This is a genomic window from Clostridium sp. 1001283B150225_161107_B6 (genome assembly GCF_015556325.1).
Taxonomy (GTDB): Bacteria; Bacillota; Clostridia; order Lachnospirales; family Lachnospiraceae; genus Enterocloster.
In genome coordinates this window covers 55708-76857 of record NZ_JADNMD010000012.1, presented here as the reverse complement: position 1 = coordinate 76857, position 21150 = coordinate 55708, and the positions used below count along the sequence as shown (strand labels likewise).

18 protein-coding genes are annotated in these 21150 nt (G+C 53.7%); 1 reads left to right on the top strand and 17 read right to left on the bottom strand.

All coding sequences use genetic code 11. The features are described from left to right. Window positions 1–12: 12 nt before the first annotated feature. The 17 genes from modA to I2H39_RS22380 all read right to left on the bottom strand — a co-directional run bounded on the left by modA (window position 13) and on the right by I2H39_RS22380 (window position 19835). On the bottom strand, window positions 13–900 hold the full coding sequence (gene modA, locus I2H39_RS22460; protein WP_195627572.1) for a molybdate ABC transporter substrate-binding protein: 888 nt from the start codon (window positions 898–900) through the stop codon (window positions 13–15). Between the two features lie 231 nt (window positions 901–1131). Next, the gene (locus tag I2H39_RS22455) at window positions 1132–2103 is read right to left on the bottom strand and encodes an MOSC domain-containing protein (protein WP_195627571.1); all 972 of its coding nucleotides are present in this window, start codon (window positions 2101–2103) and stop codon (window positions 1132–1134) included. A 5-nt stretch (window positions 2104–2108) separates the two neighbouring features. Continuing rightward, on the bottom strand, window positions 2109–3176 hold the full coding sequence (gene moaA, locus I2H39_RS22450) for a GTP 3',8-cyclase MoaA (protein WP_347563883.1): 1068 nt from the start codon (window positions 3174–3176) through the stop codon (window positions 2109–2111). A 5-nt stretch (window positions 3177–3181) separates the two neighbouring features. Then, window positions 3182–3676 carry a cyclic pyranopterin monophosphate synthase MoaC gene (gene moaC, locus I2H39_RS22445; protein ID WP_138310903.1) on the bottom strand — a complete coding sequence of 165 codons (495 nt, stop codon included), beginning with the start codon at window positions 3674–3676 and terminating at the stop codon, window positions 3182–3184. Between the two features lie 24 nt (window positions 3677–3700). Then, window positions 3701–4759 (bottom strand): molybdopterin-binding protein, encoded by a 1059-nt coding sequence (locus I2H39_RS22440; protein WP_138310902.1) that lies wholly within the window; start codon window positions 4757–4759, stop codon window positions 3701–3703. A gap of 214 nt (window positions 4760–4973) precedes the next feature. Continuing rightward, on the bottom strand, window positions 4974–5624 hold the full coding sequence (locus I2H39_RS22435; protein WP_195627570.1) for a nucleotidyltransferase family protein: 651 nt from the start codon (window positions 5622–5624) through the stop codon (window positions 4974–4976). A gap of 19 nt (window positions 5625–5643) precedes the next feature. Next, window positions 5644–6060 carry a PaaI family thioesterase gene (locus I2H39_RS22430; RefSeq protein ID WP_195627569.1) on the bottom strand — a complete coding sequence of 139 codons (417 nt, stop codon included), beginning with the start codon at window positions 6058–6060 and terminating at the stop codon, window positions 5644–5646. Window positions 6061–6076: 16 nt separating this feature from the next. Then, window positions 6077–7675, bottom strand: coding sequence for a CoA-transferase (locus I2H39_RS22425; RefSeq protein ID WP_195627568.1), 1599 nt, complete (start codon window positions 7673–7675; stop codon window positions 6077–6079). After that, the gene (locus I2H39_RS22420) at window positions 7660–9669 is read right to left on the bottom strand and encodes an AMP-binding protein (RefSeq protein WP_195627567.1); all 2010 of its coding nucleotides are present in this window, start codon (window positions 9667–9669) and stop codon (window positions 7660–7662) included. The genes I2H39_RS22425 and I2H39_RS22420 overlap by 16 nt, the downstream gene beginning before the upstream one ends. Window positions 9670–9680: 11 nt before the next feature. Continuing rightward, window positions 9681–10928 carry an OFA family MFS transporter gene (locus I2H39_RS22415; protein WP_138310898.1) on the bottom strand — a complete coding sequence of 416 codons (1248 nt, stop codon included), beginning with the start codon at window positions 10926–10928 and terminating at the stop codon, window positions 9681–9683. A 162-nt stretch (window positions 10929–11090) separates the two neighbouring features. Further along, entirely contained in the window at window positions 11091–13463 is a 2373-nt protein-coding gene (locus I2H39_RS29345) for an FAD-dependent oxidoreductase (protein WP_195627566.1), read from the bottom strand. 16 nt (window positions 13464–13479) lie between these two features. Next, on the bottom strand, window positions 13480–15801 hold the full coding sequence (locus I2H39_RS22405; RefSeq protein WP_138310896.1) for a xanthine dehydrogenase family protein molybdopterin-binding subunit: 2322 nt from the start codon (window positions 15799–15801) through the stop codon (window positions 13480–13482). Between the two features lie 17 nt (window positions 15802–15818). Further along, on the bottom strand, window positions 15819–16430 hold the full coding sequence (locus I2H39_RS22400; protein WP_138310895.1) for a (2Fe-2S)-binding protein: 612 nt from the start codon (window positions 16428–16430) through the stop codon (window positions 15819–15821). A gap of 293 nt (window positions 16431–16723) precedes the next feature. Then, window positions 16724–17392 carry a TetR family transcriptional regulator gene (locus I2H39_RS22395; protein ID WP_138310894.1) on the bottom strand — a complete coding sequence of 223 codons (669 nt, stop codon included), beginning with the start codon at window positions 17390–17392 and terminating at the stop codon, window positions 16724–16726. Between the two features lie 20 nt (window positions 17393–17412). Beyond that, complete coding sequence (locus I2H39_RS22390; RefSeq protein WP_195627565.1) at window positions 17413–18585, bottom strand: histidine phosphatase family protein; 1173 nt, start codon at window positions 18583–18585, stop codon at window positions 17413–17415. Between the two features lie 201 nt (window positions 18586–18786). Further along, complete coding sequence (locus tag I2H39_RS22385) at window positions 18787–19173, bottom strand: NTP transferase domain-containing protein (protein WP_227146064.1); 387 nt, start codon at window positions 19171–19173, stop codon at window positions 18787–18789. A 164-nt stretch (window positions 19174–19337) separates the two neighbouring features. Continuing rightward, window positions 19338–19835, bottom strand: a complete 498-nt coding sequence (locus tag I2H39_RS22380; protein ID WP_195627564.1) for a Crp/Fnr family transcriptional regulator — start codon at window positions 19833–19835, stop codon at window positions 19338–19340. Window positions 19836–20086: 251 nt separating this feature from the next. On the opposite strand from I2H39_RS22380, the gene I2H39_RS22375 reads away from it, so the two are divergent. After that, window positions 20087–20974, top strand: a complete 888-nt coding sequence (locus tag I2H39_RS22375; RefSeq protein WP_195627563.1) for a TylF/MycF/NovP-related O-methyltransferase — start codon at window positions 20087–20089, stop codon at window positions 20972–20974. Window positions 20975–21150: the final 176 nt, after the last annotated feature.

The following is a 21150-nucleotide window of genomic DNA, read 5'->3' as shown; positions in this document are numbered from 1 at the left end:
CTCCCCTTTTCCTTACTCGCCTTTTGTGAATCCGTATGCCTCAAATACCTTCATGGCTTCGTCTGTCTTAAGAAATTCCACAAAGTTCCCGGCCTCTTCCCCGTGAGCCGTGTTCTTCACCACTGCCACAGGATAGATGACCTTCTTGGCAAGGCTTCCCTCAGGAGCCTCGGCTACCACTTCCACCTGGTCAGCCATGCTGGCTGCATCGGTTGCATATACGATACCTGCGTCAGCACTGGATGCGGCAACCTGGTTAAGCACCTCTGTCACGTTGGTTCCAAAGCTTACCTTGTCCTGAATCTTATCCCAGATGCCCAGGCTGGTAAGGGCCTCTTGTGCATACTGTCCGGCCGGTACGCTGGCCGGGTCGCCAAGGGCAATGCTCTCCGCCTTCTCAATATCCTCAAACTTCTCAATGCCCGCGCTGCTGCCTGTGGGAACGATAAGCACAATCTTGTTCTCCATCAGGTTGGTGACGGTGCCGGAATCAATCATGCCCTCCTCGTCCAGGGCTGTCATCTGCTTGGTTGCGGCCGACATGAACACGTCTGCCTCCAGACCTTCCTCAATCTGTGTCTGAAGCTTTCCTGAGCTGTCATAGGTGCCCTTTACAACCACGCCCGGATACTGCTCCTGGAACATGGGAATCAGCTCATCCTCATAGGCGTTCTTAAGGCTGGCTGCCGCAGCAACCAGTATCTCCGTGGATTCGCCTGCCTGGGCCGCTGTGGTTTCCCCGTTAGCTGTCTCTGCATCTTTCTTTGCCGCAGTAGTTTCTGCTGCCGTTGTCTCCGTTTCCGTGGCGGCTGCCGTTGTTTCCTTTGCCCCGCCAGAGCAGCCGGCCAGTGCAGCTGCTGCCAGCATTGCTGCCATCATCATGCAAAGCTGTTTTTTCATAATTTCATCCTCCTGGATTTAAAATTTCTATATACAGATACAGGTATGCGTTATACTTATGTGACCATATCGTTCCCCACATAAATGCCCATCTGTACCGGATGAGCATTGCACCGAACAGGCACCTGTATCCTTATATCACCGTTGAACTCCTATTTGGCTGCCGGATTTCTCCTTGGCGGCCGGTTTAGGATTGGGCTGCCGGTTTAGGATTTGACTGCCGGATTTCTATTACTGGTTTCCGGCGCATTCCGATGCGCTTCCCCTGAGTATCTTAAGGCCGTGGTCAAGGCTGTTCATGATGAAGCCCAGGCTTTCCCTGACCGCCTTGGGGCTCCCCGGCAGATTCACTATCAGGGTCCTTCCCCGGATAACGGACACGCCCCTGCTGAGCATGGCCCTGTCCGTAACCTCCATGGACTTCATGCGGATGAACTCCGCGATTCCGGGTGCATTGCGCTCAGCCACAGCCATGGTGGCCTCCGGCGTCTGGTCCCTGAGGGAAAAGCCTGTTCCGCCGCTGGTCAGCACCAAATCAACCTGACGGCTGTCAGCCAGACGGATGAGCTGTGTCTTCAGCTGGGCCGGCTCATCCGGCAGAAGCAGAAGCTCCGCTACCTCATAACCGGCTGCTTCCAGCAGCTCCTTTGCAGCCGGACCGCTCTCGTCCCTGCGCTCTCCCCTGGCGCCCTTGTCGCTCAGGGTAATGACTGCGGCAGTGAACGGCCTGTCCTCTGCCGGCGGCTCCACCCGCATCACATCACCGGGACGGATTATGCCTTCCTTGATAACCTTTGCAAACACGCCCTCCTTCGGCATGATGCACTCGCCCATGCGCTTGTAAATAGCACAGTGGCTGTGACATTCCTTCCCAATCTGGGTCATCTCCAGCTGGACTGTCCCCACATACAGCCTGGTACCTACAGGAAGGCTTCTGAAATCAATGCCCTCCACCACCAGGTTCTCGCCAAAGGCCCCGTCTATGACATCGGCCCCCCGCTCATTGAATGCCTTCACTTTATCATAAGAGAGAAGGCTTACCTGGCGGTGCCAGTGGCCTGCGTGGGCATCTCCCTCAATACCGAAATCCACCAGAAAATGGCCCTGGTCAATGGCCCGCTTCTCAATTCCCCTTTTATCACTGATACAGATAGCCTTCACCACTCCGGTGGGACAGACACTCTGTTTTGCCTGCTCTGACATATACGTTATCCTCCAATAGCAATCATGTTATGCGCTTCTGTTATCTGCCCCGGCCGTTCAAAGCAATGGGCCGCCGGTTTGCACAATATGGCCTGTTCCATGGCCTTTCTCAGTTTCCCCTGAAGTTCCTGGTTCGACGGACAGCCTGCATAGGGCCAGCGGTAATGCCCCTCCTCTTGCGGCCGTTCCTGTCCTTTTCTCAGAATCCGCCTTAAATCCGCTCCGTCCTCATAGCACAGACAGGGTTTCAGATAACCCTGGGAGGTCAGGCGCACCCGGTTGCAGTCACTGCAGAATTTCCCGTGAATCGCGCTGATTAGTCCAATGCTGCCCTTAAATCCCGGTATCCGGTAGTAGACAGCCGGTCCGAAACCATGGACCTGGTCATCCTCCTCCATGCGTGGATATGCTTTCACCATCTCCTCCAGCAGTTCCCGGTGGTTGATGGTCTTAAAATTCTTGCCGTATCCAATGGGCATCATCTCAATGAACCGCACATCCACCGGATACTCCCTTGCCAGCTCCACCATCTGCTGCCAGCCATCCTGATTTCCGGCCGGACATTCCCCGCAGTCCTCCTCCATCTGGCTGAAATCAATGGATACCGCATTGATTTTAACAGATATGGGCATGGCGCTGGCCCGCCTGACGGACTCCATCACAGTGCCCAGGGCATCGGTCCCCGTTATTCTCTGATACAGGTCCCTGTCCAGGGTATCCAGGCTTATGTTGATGCCGTCTATCCCGGCCTCCGCCAAATCATCCAGATAACGCTCCAGCAGCACGCCGTTGGTGGTTATGGTTACCTTCTCAATCCCCGGAGTGCTTTTAAGCTGCTTTACCAGCTGGCAGCAGTCTCTTCTGACCAGAGGTTCTCCTCCCGTCACCTTAATATGGCGTATGCCGAGACCGGCTGCGCAGATAGCCACGGCCTGAATCTCCTCCAGGGTCAGGATATCCCATCTGGGCACGCACTCCACACCATAGGGCATACAGTACCTGCAGCGCAGGTTGCACCTGTCCGTAATGGATATCCTCATATAGTCAATGGTTCTTCCCAATGCATCCTTCATATTGCTCATCCCCTGTTCCGGGCACATCTGGGGTTATGGAATTCCCCGCTCTTGCCTCCGCTCTTATGTTCCAGGTAAATGTCACCGATTTCCATGGCCTTATCCACAGCCTTGCACATGTCATAGACGGTCAACAGCGCCACGGACACCCCGGTCAGGGCTTCCATCTCCACTCCTGTTTTTCCCGTGGTCCTGGCCGTACAGACTGCCTCAATCTCATTTGTCTCTTTCTTAATGGTAAAATCCACGGTGAGCTTGGTAAGGTTCAGTATATGGCACAGCGGAATCAGCTCAGAGGTTTTTTTGGCTCCCATAATGCCTGCCACCCTGGCAACGCCCAGCACATCTCCTTTTGCCATGGTTCCCTGGGCCACTTTTTCCAGGCACTCCGGGCTCATGAAAATACTGCCCCTGGCCACTGCCTCCCGTTTTGTCTCCGCCTTATCCCCCACATCCACCATAAGGGCATTTCCCTGGTCGTCAAAATGTGTAAATTCCATGTCTGTTTCCTTTCAACCCCTTTGTTACAGTCCCTTGCCGAATCCGCAGTTCGGGAAGGTGCATTCCGGACAGTTAAGGCAGAGCCCGCCCTGGCCCAGCGCAGCCAGGTCATCCGCCGTCACCTGGTCGTCTGCCATGATTCTGGGAAGAACCAGGTCAAATATGGTGCGCTTTGCATACATGACACAGCCCGGAAGTCCCATAATGGCAACGGTACGGGGATTCTCCCCATCCCTGACCTGGTAATAGGCCAGCAGGAACATGGCTCCCGGAAGCACCGGTGCGCCGTAGGATACAACGCGGGCTCCTGTGTTCCGGATGGCAAGGGGTGTCTTGTCGTCCGGGTCCACACTCATACCGCCTGTACAGACCACCACATCCGCGCCCTTTTCTATCATGTCCAGGATACTGGCCGTCACCTTGGTATCGTCGTCGTTCCATGTCACATGGTCTATGACCTCTGTGTCAAACTCTGAAAGCTTCCCCTCTATCACAGGGGTGAAGGTATCCTTGATACGTCCGTAAAACACTTCGTTGCCCGTTGTAACAATGCCCACCTTCTTATGTAAAAATGGCTTCAGCTCCAGTATGGGACATCCCCCTGTTGCCTGCGCAGCCGCCGTTCTGGCTGCCTCCATCTTTTCTTTCTCAATCACCAGAGGGATGATTCTGGTCCCGGCCAGCTTGTCCCCCTTCTTCACTGCAAAGTTGCCGTGACGGGTGGCTATCATCATCTGTCCGAATCCGTTTACCGCCTTAAGCCCCCGGTTGTCCACCTTCAGCAATCCGTCGCATGCAGCTGTCAGTTCAATCTTGCCTTCCTTTGCCTGGGAACGCTCCATATGCTGTCCTCTGCACATATCACAGAGAATCTCAGCAGCGTCATTTTCATGAAGCATTCCTTCTTCCTTCTCCCACACATAGAGCTGGTCCTTGCCCACGCTTAAGAGGACCGGGATATCTTCTCTGGTGACCACATGGCCCTTGCGGAATACCGCATCCTTTGTCACTCCCTTGATGATTTGTGTGATATCGTGGCACAGCACGGTGCCTTCCGCATCCACTGTCTGTATCAGTTTCATTCTGTTTAACCTCCGCCCGTTATTTATATTTTCAAATAACGCATTACATATAGAATAACACCTGCTTTTGATTTTGTAAAGACACATACACTACAAATGCGAATTTATTGTAACAGTCCGGACCGCGGGAAAACAGGTGCGGATGCAGGCATTCAGAGGAAAATGGCCAGGTGTTCCATTGCTGCGGCACACCTGACCATTTCCATTTTATTCCCTATGAGGTCATTCCTATGGATATACGGAAATGTATCATTTTAGAGCCCTGTTTCTGCACCTGGCTGTAATCATTCCAGTATCTGAGATTCATATAATCCTGGGGCGTATCCGCATCCAGGTAGATTCCGGGGTCCTCCACCTCCACTTCCGTGATTGGCACCCCCAGGTTCTCCATGGCTCCCTTAAGACCTCCGCCCCCCTGATAGGCGCAGATATCCGGCGCCAGCCGTGAATCCACCATAACCGGGTGGCCCGGACGGCCGTCACAGACCGGGCGCACCAGGGCCCCCGGACATTCCATCACCTGCTTAAAGGTATCCTGCCCAATCAGAGGGACATCCGCAGGCGTAATAAGGATTCTGCCGCACAAATCCGCGGCCCTTGATATGCCCAGTTTGACTGAATCAAACATCTGGCCGGAGGCATAATTTTCATTGCGCACAAACATGATATCCAGGGGCCACAGGTAATCCATCAGCTGGTCTGCTTTGTATCCGGCCACTATGATGACCGGAGATGCCCCTGCTATCTTAAGATTCTCAATGGCCCTGACAATCATGGTGCTGTCTCCCAGCTCCAGAAGGGGCTTAAACTCATGCATTCTGGATGACAGCCCTGCCGCCAGTATCACTGCTCCGGTTCTCTCCATGATACACCTCCTAATCAGGTCACAGCCCTGCCTTGGTCCCCGGTTCCTTCACAATTACCATGACTCCCTTTGCCAGGGCGGCCACTTCGCCGTCCCGGCTGATGGTGCCCTGGGCACGGATGGAGCGCCCCTTACCGTACTCTGTCACCCGGGCCTCGCACTCAATCCGCTCCCCCACATAGATTGGAGCCTTGTAATCCAGCTCCAGATGGGCCGTAACCACATCCAGGTCCGTATAGTAGAGGGCATGGGCCATAAGGTCATCCATAATGGAAGCCATGATGCCCCCATGAAGCATTCCTTCATATCCCACATAAGGCTTTTCCACGGTCCAGGCCGCCCTGGCCCAGCCTTCCCCTTCCGTAATGTCCAGGTGCAGTCCTATGGGATTCAGGGCGCCGCAGACAAAGCAGTTATCTGATTCCATCCTTCTCATATATTACCTCTTTTTTCTAAAAATGGTCTCCCAGGCGTCCCCATGTCTCCCAGAACAGTCCTGCGTCCATGAGAGCAGGCCCTCCCTCAGGTATAATGGGCGCGAAGCCCATGTGGTCCAATATCTGTGTCTGTATATCAATACCCGGGGCCACCTCGGCCAGCACCATGCCCTCCGGGGTTCTCTTAATCACACACCGCTCCGTGATGAACGTAACCCGGTTTCCCTTTGCCAGACACTGCTCCGCATTAAAGGAAAGCTGTGCGCAGGATTCCACGAACTTGTCGAAACGTCCCTCCTGGTCAATGCACATCTTACCGTCCTCAATATGGCATTTCAGCCCTCCGGCCGTAAAGGAGCCCACAAAGATGGAATGTTTTGCATTGGCGGATATATTGGGGAACCCGCCCACTCCGGCTATCTTTCCATTGAGGAAGGTGGTGTTCACATTGCCGTCCCTGTCCACCTCGCTGAGGCCGAACACAGCCACATCCAGACCGCCCTGGTCAAAGAAACTGAAATGGTCTGTCTGGGGATACATTGCCACCGGATTGAAATGGGCACCGAAATCGCCTCCCGGCGCAGGGATTCCTCCTATGAGGCCGGACTCTGATATGAGGGTCACCTGTGAATCCACGCCCTCCTCCATGAGCACATTGGGAACCAGCCCGGGCATTCCGATACCCAGATTACACTTGTCCCCTGCATGGATTTCCATGGCAGTGCGCCTTGTAAACACCTTCTTGTCATCCAGTGGCAGCGGGGCAGAGCTGTTCTTCATGGGGATGCGGATTTCTCCGGTAAAAGCAGGATTAAAATGAGTGATGTGGGTCTGCATAATGCGCTCCGGATGCTCTGCAACGCATACATAATCCACCAGAATCCCCGGCACCTTCACATTCCTGGGGTCCAGGGTCCCTGTGGCGGCCACCCGTTCCACCTGTGCAATGACAATGGCTCCCGCTGCCTTGGCAGCCATTGCCAGGTCCAGGGGTTCACAGGGCATGCATTCCTTTTCATAGGTCAGATTGCCGTCCTCATCCGCCGTGGTGGCCCGCAGCAGGGCTATTGTCAGCTTTGGCAATGTATAAAACAGATACTCTTCCCCAAGGAAATCAGGAATGTATGTAACAATCTGCTTACCTTCCTTTTTTGTCTTCTCGTTAATCATGGCCCCGTCGTATCTGGGGTCCATGAAGGTGCCCAGTCCCACCTTTGTCATAAGGCCCGGGAATCCGCGTCCCATCTCCCTCCAAATCTGTCCCACCACTCCCAGAGGAATGTTGTAGGCCAGAATCTTATTGTCCACTATCTGCTTTGTCACCTTAAAGGAACATCCCACATGACCGTGTATGCTGCAGGAAAGCAGTCCGTCATGGGCCAGGGCGCACTCTCCCCGGCAGGTCTTTCCGTCCTCGGACATCCGTCCGAAATCCCCCTGGCCGGCCCCATGGATATGGGTGATGTCCGATGGGTGCCCTGTTTCCATGAACCGTTGCTCAATTGCCAGCCCTATTTCCTCAGGCCAGCCTGTCATTCCCTGTACTGCCGAGCCAATCACCGCGCCGTCCTGAACCAGCTCTGCAGCCTCTTTAACTGTTATGATTTTTGCCATTTATCCATACCGTCCTTTCCCGTCTCCATGGGCATCCGACCTTCTTCGCCCGCTTTCATATCCGTCCGTTCCGGCCCGCCTGGTTCCGCATCCGTCCGCTTCGGCGCCCTTTCCTCCAGATGCTCCCTGGCAAGGCTCCGCAGACGTCCTTTTAATATTTTCCCGGTAGCTGTTACCGGGAAATGGTCTGTCAGTTCTATCTCCTGCGGAATCTTAATGGTGGCGATTCTACCCCTGCACCAGTCCCTCAGGCCCTCCTTTGTAATCACAGCCCCTTCCTTTAGACGGATAAAGGCGTATACCAGCTCGCCGTACTGTTCATCCGGCGCCCCCACCACAGCCACTTCCTCCACAGGTTCATAATTCCGTATAAAATCTTCTATTTCCTTGGGGCTTATGTTTTCCCCGCCCCGTATGATTAAATCCTTGCACCTTCCCTTCAGGGTCAGAAGCCCGTCCTCCGACAGGGCACCAATGTCTCCTGTGTGAAGCCAGCCCTCCCGGTCCACTGCTTTGGCTGTTTCCTCCGGATTGTTGTAATATCCCTTCATCACGCCGTAGCCCCTGATGCACAGTTCACCGGTCTGCCCAGGCCCCAGCACCCGGCCCGTGGTTAAATCCCGTATCTGCCCCGCAACCCCCGGCCACAGCCTGCCCACAGTGGAAACCGTCACCTCCGGGCTGTCGTCCATGGTTGTGCTGCTGATTCCCGGTCCGGCCTCTGTCATGCCGTACATGACCACCGCGGCTTTTGCCCCTATAACATGTTTCATGTCCCTCAAGGTATATTCCGGACAGGGCGCTCCGGCCGTAACACACAGGCGCAGGCATAAATCCTCACTGCCCGCCTTTCCCTCCCTCATCTCCCTGATGAGGCGGATATAGACCGTTGGTACGCTGCACAGTACGGTGCACCGTTCCTTCCTCAGCATGTCCAGCAGACAGATTCTGTCCGTCTTCTCATAACAGACCAGGGCTGCACCTGCCATCATGGCGCTGAGCACCGAGCCCACGCATCCAAAGGAGTGGAACATGGGAGGCGTCATGCACAGGCGGTCCTCTTTCTCCAGTCCCAGATACTGTACATGGCTCCATGCATTTTCCAGGACCTGGCAGTGGCACAGCACCACTCCCTTGGGCACGCCGCTGGTACCAGAGGTATGGATGATGGTGGCGTCGTCAAAGGGACTGATTTCCCTCATCCTCTCCTCCAAAATCACGTCATCCATCCGCATTCCCTGTTCCATCAGCGCCTCAAACTGCCAGGCGCAGCTTCTGGGTCTTAGCGGGTCCGTGACAACTATATGGCGCAGCCTGGGCAGGCGGGGCACATAGAGCCTTCCAGGAACCGCTGTTTTAAGCTCCGGGCTGATTTGGTAAAATATGTCCATGTGCTCCCGGTTTTTGATTCCCTGCTTCAGTATGACCGCCTTCACATCCGTCCGGTGGAGCAGACATTCCAGCATGTCCCTTTTTTCGTGAATATTCAGGTTTACTATCACTGCCCCGGTTTTTTCAATCGCTATTTTTGTGATTACATTTTCCCAGCAGTTATCCATGATGACCGCCACATGGTCCCCTTTGCAGATACCTATGTGAATCAGCCCCTTGGCCAGACTGTCGCTGCGCTTTTTGACCTCCCGGAAGGTAAGGCGCACATCTGCCAGGCTGTCAACCACAGCCTCCCTGTCAGGAAAGCGCTGCGCCTGTATATCTGCCAGCTCACCCAGGGTCAGGTGAATGTACCGGTTGAGACAGACATGATACGCCGCGCCTTCCCACTCGGTTTCCAAACCCTCCCGGCCGGATATTCCGGGCTGGTTCCTGCACATCTGCGAAAGCATTTCCCCGAAAGCCTCTGAACCGGACATGGTCCCCTCAAAAGCCAGCAGGCGGCCAGCCCTGTCAAAGAGAAAGGAGGCGTCCCCGGGACCATTCTCACCCCTGCAAACCACTGCTTGTATTCTTCTCTTTCCGTCAATCAGGTCTTCCATCGAACCTTCCCCTATCTCTGTGCCCGTTTATTGATAGCTGTCAGAACAAACAATATAATCAGCGCCACCACGCCCATTGCGCCCACTGCCATCAGCGGCACGCCGTATGAACCGGTGCTGTCGTAGAGACTGTTGGCCAGAATCGGCCCTATGTAACCGCCAAGCGCAAATCCGATAAACATAATGCCGTAATTGACCCCGTTATACCTGATTCCGAAGGCATCGGCCGTCAGGGCCGGATATACGCCCATGCTTCCGCCGTAGCACATGGCAATCAGCATGGCAAATGCAAGGAACAGGACCAGTGAACCGCTGTCCGTACAAGCGGACAGGGCAAAACCGCTTACCGCCACAATGACGGCCATGATGCTGAGGGCCGGATATCTTCCCACCTTATCGGAAACCCATCCCCAGAGCACCCTGCCTCCCGTGTTGGCCAGGCCAATGATGCTGACCGCGGTTGCTGCAACTGCCGCGTCCACCCCGGCTATGGCCTGGGCCATGGGCGAGCCCTGGCTCACCACCATAAGTCCTCCTGTGGCAAATATGGTAAATGCAATAATCATCAGATAAAACCTTCCGTCAGCCAGCATCAGCTTCCAGTTCTTTCCGTCAGCCGCTAAAGAGGAACTGTTTTTGGCCGCCGGCGGCGCCCACCCCTTTGGCAGCCATCCCTCGGGAGGTTCGGTGATAAAACAGGCGGCTATGATTATCATTACCCCAAACAGGATTCCCAGCACCCGGAAGGTAAACATAACGCCGCCGGAAGCAATCAGCGACTGCATGATTGGCGGGAAAATAATGCTGCCAGCCCCGTAGGCAGCCGTGGAAATACCTGCAATCAATCCCCGCTTGTCCGGGAAAAACCGCACCGTGTTTCCAATGGTAATGCCGTAGGCAAAGGCGATGCCAAAGCCGCAGAGAAGTCCGTATGTCACGTACAGCATGGTAAGGCTGTGGATGAAGCTGGTGCAAATCAGTCCTGCGCTGAACAGGATTCCCCCCAGCCATACCACGTTCCTTGGCCCCTTAAGCTTCTTTTGAAGCCCATTTCCCGCAATCATGGGAATCGGCGCAACGCCGCTGCAGATTGTAAAGGCCAAAGCCAGCTGTGACTTCTGTACCTCTGCCCCGAATATCACTGCCCCCTCATTAAACAGCCCTGTCTGGTAAACACTCCATGCAAACCCCGTACCAATACATATATTAACAATAACACTGGCAATCAGAACCGCCCACCTTTTTTTCATCAAATCCATAAAATACCTTCTTCCTTGTACTTAAAAGACCTGCCATTATTTGTTATTTTTTTAACATTTTCAAGAAAAACGTATTTACGGCTTCACCCCGCCGGAGCGTATCTGAAAACACACCCCGGGAAGGCGAAACCATAAATATACAGTCATTGATGCAGCGGGCTGTTATGCCTGGATAGCCCCCATGTCCATAATCATCTTCTTTATAAGAGCCCTTACCTCCTGAATCTTATATGTATTGTTGGCCATGGCCGTGGTCCCCTCCACTGCCAGGTCCGCGGCGGATTCCGCCATGCCTTCCTCCGGCTTTCTGCCGGTCAGGAATGCTTCCACCTTTTTCCGTTCCATGGGCACCGGGGCCACGCCGCCCAGAACGATTCTCGCATCCTCTATAACGCCGTCCTTCATCCTGTAAGCATAAGCCAGGCTGACAATGGCAAAATCCACTGCCTCACGCACCCTGAATTTGTCATAGGCCGTGGTATAGCCTTCCGGAATCTTAAACCGGACAGCTGTCACCAGTTCGTCCGCATCCAGCATATCCACTGCTTTCAGATGGGTGGTGAAAAAGTCAGCCGCCCTCACTGTTTTCTTTGTGGTCACAATCTGGGCGTCCAGCAGGATAAGCACCGGGGATATGTCTGAAGCATTGACGGAGTAGCATCCGCAGTTCATGCATCTTCCTGCCTCCCTGGCTGCCTCCTCTCCGGTCAGCGTGAAGCTGTCCTCCTTATCCAGAGCCCGTTCCTGGGCTGACAGCTCCTTATCCTTTACCGCATGCTCTTCCTTTACGCCTGCAGCGTCAAAGTGGATAAACTTCTCCTCCCTGCGGCGCTCCGGCATGATGCCGTAGCCTTTGTTAATGGCTTCCGCGGCATTGCGCCCGGAACGGACTGCCTGGATAACGGTTGCCGGTCCTGTGGTGGCGTCGCCTCCTGCATAGACCCCGGTCTTGCTTGTGGCCTGCGTATCCTTGTCCACCTGAATCAGTCCGCGCTCCAGGGCAAGACCGTATTTATCTCCCAGGAAACTTAAGTCCACCTTCTGTCCCGCCGCCATCAGAATGGAATCCGCCGATACAATCAGTGTCTCCTCCCTGTTGTACTGGGGGTTAAAATGTCCCTGCTCATCCTTCACAGAGGTGCAGCGCATAAGTTCCATACCGGTAACCTTATCACCTTCGTAGATTGCCCTTGACACGCCGTAGGACGGCATGATTTCAATGCCTTCCTCCCTGGCCCTTGCAATCTCTTCCCTGCTGGCCGGCATCTCAGGCTCGGATTCCAGACAAGCCAGCGTAACGCTCTCCGCACCCAGGCGCCTGGCGGTAATGGCCACATCCATTGCCACGTTTCCGCCTCCCACCACCAGAACATGGCGGCGGTCCTTTTTGTTCATCCACTGGTTGACTTCCATCAGGAACTGAAGTCCGAACTCCGTAAACTCCTCGCCGTCAAATCCCAGCACAGGGCGTTTCCATGCGCCGGTTGCATAGAACACATTGTCATACTGCTGTTCCAGTTCCCCGGCCTGCACATCCTCACCCAGACAGCACCCCATACGGAAATGGATACCCATCTTCTCATAGGCCGCAGCCACCTGCTTCACATAGGACTTGGGCAGTCTGTAGTTGGGAATGGCATAGGTCAGCATGCCGCCCGGTTCCTCCATCTTGTCGAAGACCGTCACGTCATGGCCCGCCTTCCTCAGGTAATAGGCGGCGCTTAAGCCTGCCGGGCCTGCTCCCACAAGAGCCACCTTATGGCCTGTCTCGGCTTCCGGCGCCCTGTAGAACAAATCCGCGTGCTCCAGTATATAATCCCCCACATAGCGCTCCACGCCATGAATGGATACGCTCTCGTCAAAGTCGCAGCGGTTGCACTGCTCCTGGCAGGTATGCGCGCAGACCCTGGATGTAATCATGGGGATGGGATTGGCTTCCATCAGGATGCGGGCGGCTCCCTCTGTATCCCCCTCCCGCAGCCGGTCCATATAGGCGGGTATGTCCGTATTGGCCGGACACTTAACAGAGCACGGGGTGGTGTGGACCTTCATGCCGCCGAATATGGAATGGTAGCGGTTATCCCCCATGACTGCATAGCATTCGTTTCCGCCTTTTCTCATACAGTCCATCCTGCCGCCGATGCCGTGGGGATAGCGGTAAAACCAGCAGCGCACATCCTGGCATATATTGCCTCCGATGGTGGCCACATTGCGAATCAGCGGTGTTGCCACGGAACGGGCTGCCTGTGAAAGGACAGGCGCCTTCTCATTCAGAAGGTCCGACTTCACGATGTCGCAGAGCTTTGTCAGGGCGCCGATTTCAATCATATCCCCGTCCTGCTTTATGTATTCCCCGCCTTCAACGGTCTTAAGGTCAACCACCTTTTCCGGGTACTCCTCCAGAATCTGTTCCTTCAATACTCCAACCAGGTCGGAACCTCCGGCCATTACTACGGTTTTCCCTTTTGGGGACTCTTTTAATAAGGAGACTGCCTCATCAAAGGTGACAGCGCTCTCATGTTCAAAATATTTCACAGTGAATCCTCCCCTCTTATGCTTTGCCTAACGCCTTAAGTATAACTGCCGGAGTTGCCGGGTAATCCTTGATGTCCACGCCGATTGCATTGGAAATGGCCATCAGCACCGCGCTTGCTCCTGCCGCACCGGAAATCTCGCCAATTCCCAGGGCCTTAAACATGAAGGAATCAATCTGGGATTCCATGATATAGGCGTCATATGGCGGGAATTCATTGAATGTCCTCCACTTATAATCAATGAGGCTGGAGGTTAAAAGCCTTCCTGTGGACGGGTCCAGGATACACTCCTCAAATATGGCTGTATCGATACAGGCTGAGCCGAAGCCTCCGTGCAGCTGCATCTCCACTGCCTTGGAATCAATAATCTGGCCGATGTCCGTACCTCCGGCCACCTTCACCAGCTTGGTATTGCCTGTTTCCAGGTCCACCTCTGCCTCCACGAATATGGCCATGCAGCTGGGGATATTGAACATTTCCATGTGCTTTCCGTATCCCACAATGCTGAGCTCCTTGGGAGCCAGCTTAAACATAGGCACCACCAATTCCGGGTTATCCCGCACATAGACCATAAAGTCCTTTGTGTCCAGCTGGTCCACGGAACGCTTAAAGTAGAGGGCGCCCAGCTCCAGAGCTTTTTTCTTTGCCTCCATGGCTGCCAGGGATACTGCCTTGCCTGTGGTGATGGTACCTCTGGAACCGCACAGACCGTAGTTGGACGGATTGAACTTGGAGCCTGGCTCCGTGATGGACACCTTTTCCACGGGTACGTTAAGAACCTCGGCCACAATCTTACACGCATTGCTTCTGGTTCCCATGCCGGACTCCGTGATATCGCACTCAATAATGGCTGTGGACGCCCTGCGGCTTCCAACCAAATCCGGAACAATCCTGACAATGGCCTCCGTGTTGTCCTCGCTGATGTCGGCATTTCCGATTACGCCCATGCCGATTCCCCTGGCCTTTGTGCCGTTGACGCATGTGGGCACATTCCAGCCCTTCCATTTATCGGCCCAGCCAAAGCGGTCCGCCGCATTCTGCATTGCTTCCGGGAAGAACAGGGAGGAACGGCTCTGCCACCACCGCCCGTCCCGCCAGATGAACCGGTCCCCGGGCGCAATATAATTTTTCTTGAACACATCCAGGGGGTCAAAATTGCCCTTCTTCATCACGGCGCACATCAGACGCTCCAGACAGCTGTTCAGCTCCTGGCCGCCGTAGCCTCGTACAATACCTGCCGCCTGCTTGTTGGTCACTGCAATATGGCTGTCCATATACCAGTTGGGACATTTGGCGCACACCAGCTGCGCCTCGCCAAGGCCCACGCCCACCTGGCCCTGTACGGAGTCTGCTATGGCTCCCGTATCCACCAGCCAGTCGCCTTCCACGGCCCTTACATAGCCCTCCTTGTCCATTCCCACCTTAGCGGTAATGGTGCTGCCCAGGCGCACCTCGTAGGCCATGAGCTGCTCCGCCTTTGTGAGCACGATTTTTACCGGCTGCTTGGTAACCAGGGACAGCATGGAGGCAGAGAGCACGGTTGTCATAAGGGACTGCTTGTTGCCGTAGCTGCCTCCCACGTTAAAGGTCTTTACGCTCAGGTTGGAATTGGGAATTCTTCCCTCGCCCATGAGCTTAAGGATATGGGAGCTCTGGGATGAAGCCCATATGGTATATTCATTCCCGCCCTCGTATTTGGCGATGCAGGACGGGGTTTCCGGGGCCAGAGGCGAGGGCATCTTGTCAAATGCCACCTTATCTTCCGCCACATAGGCGGCTTCCTCAAATCCCTTTTCCACATCCCCTCGGATAATCTGCCACCAGGGACCGTCGGGCTGGAAATACTTGATACCGTTGTCCACATGGTTCCCTTTAAACCTGGGATATATCTCCACCGCCCCTTCCTTCAGGGCGTCCTCAGCCGTATACACGGCTTCCAGCTGTTGGTATTCCACGTCGATAAGGTCTATGGCCTCCTCTGCAATCTCCACTGTGTCGGCTGCAATCAGGGCCACCAAATCTCCTACATAGTAAACCTTGTCCTCCATCAGAAGCCTGTGCACAGGAAGGCCCAGCCCCCACCGCTCCGGCATGTTCTTATGGGTAATGACAGCCCTTACACCCGGCAGGGCTTCTGCCCTGGATGTGTCGATGGAAAGGATTCTGGCATGGGGATAAGGACTTCTCTTTGTCTTTCCGTACAGCATGTGAGGCACTGAAAAATCATCCAGGAAAATAGCCTTTCCTGTCACAATGTCCTTTGCGTCTTTTCTGGGTGTGTACTTGCCCACATGGCGGTAATTGGGCTGTTTGATATCGCGATATTCAAGCTTGCTCATTCTTCAATACCCTCCTTCTAATCCAATGAATGGTCGCTGTTTGTACCATTGGCATAGGGACTTAAGAACAGTTCCTGGCGTACCGGAATGGGATTTTCCACATCATCATTGGCCCTGTGCATCACGGCCAGATGGTCTTCCTCGTTCCCCGCCACCCTGTTAATGGCCCGCAGTACCGTGTAATGACTGATACAGCGGCAGTAATTGCCTGACATGGCTTCCTTGATTTCATCTCCCGTGGGATGGGGATTATCCAGCAGCAGGGCCTTGGCAGCCATGATGATTCCCGGCGTGCAGTAACCGCACTGAAATGCGTACTCGTCAATGAATGCCTGCTGCAGCGGGTCCAGTCCCTTCTCAGGGTCCTCCAGTCCTTCTATGGTAACAATGTCCTTTCCGTCGCAATCCACGGTCAGCAGCATACAGGACGTGACCCCCTTTCCGTCCATGAGCACGGTGCAGCACCCGCAGGCCCCCTCACTGCATGACTCCTTGGAGCCGGTCAGCTGGAGCCTCTTTCGCAGGGTCTGGGATAGTGTCTCTGAGGGGGGAACCTGTCCGAATCCGTCCCCGATTGAGAAACGATATTCCCTCCCGTTTACCGTCAGAGTAACATACTGTTTCTTCATAACGTTTCCTTGCCTCCTTATCTGGATTAAGTGAATGGGATATATTTGTTAAGATTGTGCTAATCTAGGTCGGTCGTTTGATTTATTTTTATCACAATGAGACACTTTTGTCAATGATATATAAATATCAATTTATTTATTTGTGCATTTTTTATATATCAGGACCTAAAATAACCCTTCGAGGTTGTGCACAATGCACCTCAAAGGGTTATTCTCATTTGTAAATATCGTCCAAGTACCATTTTGGCCTTATACTCTATTTTCCCCAGAATCCGCCAAAAACCGGGATGCCGTCATATAGTCAGATGGGGCGGAAACAGCTCCGGCTTCGTCAGCCGCTCTACAATGGCCATACAATTTCCTTTTATCTCCTCACGTATCCAGAAGGGCACGGGCTCCCCCTCCAGGGGTTCCGGAATCAGGTCCTCTATGAATCCGCGGTGCTCGCCAAAGGATATGATGGAGCCGTTGATATGTCTGCTGGCTATGACTGCCTGGGCCGTGGAAACAGGGGCAACGGTCTGAATCAGCTCTGCCATCACCCGTTCCTGCCGGTCAAAGGCAGCTGCCGACAAAGGCCTCATATCCCCGGGGCCGTTGTTCTCCCAGTATATCAGGGCAAGGGTGGTCTTATACTGGGGCGCAAAGGCCACCTCTATCTGAAGGTCTATCAGTTTTTCAAGAAATTCATAGGCCTTCCCGGGCGTCATGGCGTTCTGCTCAAAGGTTCCCTCAATCTCCATGTAGGACGCCTCATAATAGCTCTTTACCTTTTCCAGCATATATTCCAGGCATGCCACGTAAAGCCTCTCCTTGTTGGAAAAATGAAATGCAATGGCCGACAGGTTTACCTCTGCCTCCGAAGCAATCATCCTGGTGGATGTGGCTGCATATCCATACTGTGAAAAAAGCTTAATACCAGCTTTAATCAGTTTGGTCTTGGTTGAATTATTTCCTTCCATGTGACTTCATCTCCTTATGCTCAGCCGGCAGCCCATTCCCGTATCCGGACCTTCATGCCCACAGACGCCTGGGGACTGGCTCTAAAAGCATCCGCTGCCTTTAGGCCTCCCAGGGCTGTTTCCAGGCAATGTCTGACTGCCTGAGCCTGATTATATTGAAGTCTATGGTTCTCTCTGGCCTGGGGAGTGGTGCATTTGGGCGCGCTCTGCCGGAAACGTTGGTCGATATCCACCATCCTGTCCTCCAGCGTCATCTTATCCGCCAGGAACAAAAGGGAGCTCTCCGTCAGTCCGCACTCTTCCCCGCCCTCCAGCCTGTGATGGCTCTTGATGATTCTGGTCATCACCGGGTATCCTTCCTTTCGCAGGACCTCAGCCCCTGCCCTTGCATGGTCCGGCTGAAGACGCGCAATATCGTGAAGCAGCCCGGCTGTCCTCAGAAGCTCCGGGTCTATGTCATAACCCAGCGCTCCCAGCCTGACAGCCCACTGATGTGCCAGCCTTGCCACGGCAGCCTCATGAAGCCGGATATGCTCCGGAACACCGTAACGGTCCGACAGTCTGCGGCAGATGCCGTGGTCAGGATAGAGAAGGGGCTTTACCCCGGTCTGCTCATAAAATCCCCTGAAACCGCCGTCCCCGTCAACCAGAATCCGGCTGATACCCCCGTATGGCTGGGGAACTTCCAGCACACAGTTAATATCCCAGCCCAGAATACCGCACAGCAGGCCGCGGCTCACGCCGCAGTGGGTCACCACAGCCACATCCCCCCGGGTCTTTTCCAGAATGCGGTTCAGGGCAGCTTCAAGCCGTTTTCCTCCCTGGGCAAAGGATTCTCCTCCCGGAGGCGGAACCGTGCCCATGGAACGTCCCCTCTCTTCATAGAGTTCAGGATACCGGCTGCGGATTTCAGTAAAATCCATATTCTCCCATTCACCTGCGTCCAGCTCCACCAGTCCCTGGTCCTGCCGAACCTTCTGGTGCTCTCCGGCAATGTACTCCGCCGTTTCCATGCACCTGGAAAGAGGGCTTGCATAAACAGCCTCCACAGGACGGCTTCTGAACCAGTCAGCCAGCTCCATACTCTCCTTCCTGCCTCTGATGCTCAGTGCAACATCTGTGTGTCCAAGACATCTGCTTACATGTCCGGTGCGTTCCGGTTCCCCATGCCTTATCAGGTATATCGTCCTCATATGCCACCTCGTTTCCATGCATTGCCGATACCGAATAGGTCGTCCGACCTAGTTTATAGTTCCAGTGTAACACAGAAGCATTTAAATTACAATATGAGGCAGCCAGAAAGGCCATATTCTTCAAACAGCGTTATTTAATCCCATAAACAACGTTGATTTGAGTATACCACATACGGCGGATGGCTGTAAATATAAAGCTCCTCAATGCCTCTTACATTTTCTTCGGCTTATTTCCTGTTTGCAAACCCACATGATATCATCCGTTATGGCCGGAAGGTCCATGGGCATGACCATGATTCGGTCACACCCTTCCAGTGCAGCCTGAATTCCCAGCTTCACGGAATCAAACATCTGTGTGTAACGGTATCCGGTATTCCTGACAAAACAGGCGCCCGTGCCTTTCAGGTGGTCCTCCAGCTCTTCTGCCCTGTAGCCTGTGACCACGATGACCGGGTCCGCCCCCAGCCTCCTGAGCATGGACGTGATATGAAATGCTATGGTAGAGTCCCCAAAGGGCAGCAGGGGTTTGAAATCCCCCATGCGCGAGGACAGTCCTGCCGCTGCCAGGACAGCTCCTGTGTTCTTCATGATTCCCGCCTCTTTCCTGCAAAGACCGTCTTAATAAGTTGCCTTACAGGTATTATATCCGGCCGGAATACAGGATTCCAGTAGTGCAGGATACACCCTATGCATGTGCATCAAAAAACACGGAATCAGATTTTACTCCGGTTCCGTGTTTTTCATTCATTTTCCTACTGGCACATCCTCTCCTGGTGCCGTTTCAGTTTCTCCAGGCTGCGGATGCAGTAGTATCCGTTAATCTGCTCTATCAGCGCCATCTCCTTCAGCTCCTTAATGGCCCTGACCGCAGTTACCCGGTTAATGCCCAGCAGATTTGACAGGAGCTGCTGGCTTATCTTTTCTTTGATAAGTATTTTCCCGTCATAGGGAACCCCGTAATGCTCTGCAAATATAAGCAGCAGGTCGCAAATCTTCCAGCCGGCGTTGTGGAAATTGGTATGGCGCACCTGTTCCATGGCCGACAGATACTTGGTGGAGAGGGACTCCATAATATCCATGGAAAGCTGCGGGTCATGGGCAATGCCCTGCAGCAGCATGTGATTCTTTGGAAATACCTTTCTCTGTCCCAGCTTTTCCAGCCGTGATATTCCCCTGGGCAGATATAGAAGACGTGATACAACATTAGCATGCGGCATCTGTACTGCGGTATTACACTCCTGACCCACCATATAACCACCCTCTCTTTTATGGCTTTTCACCATATGAATCCCCAAAAACGCCTGCATCCTTTAACAAAATTATAACACTGTTAGTATTTTAACAACTAGTAGCTTATACTACATTATATCAAATTTTCACATGTGATGTAAGTGTCATATATATTCAGCGGTAACTATCCACAGATTACGGTTCCGTGATACAATGTATGGGATGGGATTAACAGGACTGCATCATTATATGATAGGAGGATTGGAACTATATGGAAACTGTCATCATCCTGGGGGCGGGCCAGTTTGGCCGCGGCGCTGCCAGACTGCTGAATCAGGAAAACATGGCCCTTCTGGCCTTTGGGGATAATAACCCTGCACTGCACCGGCTGACCGAACCAGAACGGACAGAAAAAGGATTTCCAGCCAATATCCCGATTTTACCGGTAGAAAAAGCCCTCTTGCTGAAACCTGATTATGTCATTACCGGTGTGACGGACCCGCTGCGTTCCGGCCAGCTTAAGGAACAGGCCCTGGAATCAGGATATGAGGGCAGATTTCTGATGCTGAGCCAGCTTTACCGGTATTTTGACATACGAAGCGCCACCCTGAAACGTCTGGCTGAGCGGATTCATAGACAGGGCCTCCAGGGAAGCATAGCGGAACTGGGCGTCTTTAAGGGCGATACGGCCTGGAAGCTCAACGCCCTGTTTCCGCAGCAAAGGCTTTATTTATTTGATACATTCCAGGGATTTGACGCAAGGGATATAAAAGAAGAAAAAAATATGGGGTGTTCCTTTGCCAGGGAAGGGGAATTCTCTGACACCAGCGAGCAGGCAGTGCTGGGACGGCTCCCCTTTCCTGACCAGGCCGTCATGCGCAGGGGATATTTTCCGGATACAGCGGCAGGTCTGGAACAGGAGCGCTTTTCCCTGGTAAGCCTGGATGCCGACCTGTATGCTCCTATTCTGTCCGGCCTTATATTCTTCTACCCCCGTCTTGTACCCGGAGGCATGATTCTGCTCCACGATTACAACAATGAACGGTTCCGCGGAGCCGGGCAGGCTGTGGATGAATATGAAAAACAATACAGCCGCCTGTGCCTTGTTCCCTTATGCGACCTTCATGGCAGTGCGGTTATTGTAAAGCCCCGGGATTAGCGGAATGATGCATTGAATAACAGTAAGGAGGCTATAGATATGACAGACATTGAAAACGATTACAACACCCGGATAGACCAGCTGCGCAAACTCATAAAATTTTGGTCCTGCCATTGAACTGGCCCTTAACATCCATGGAATCACACACACCGGCAGTGTTTCCGCCAGCGCTGTTC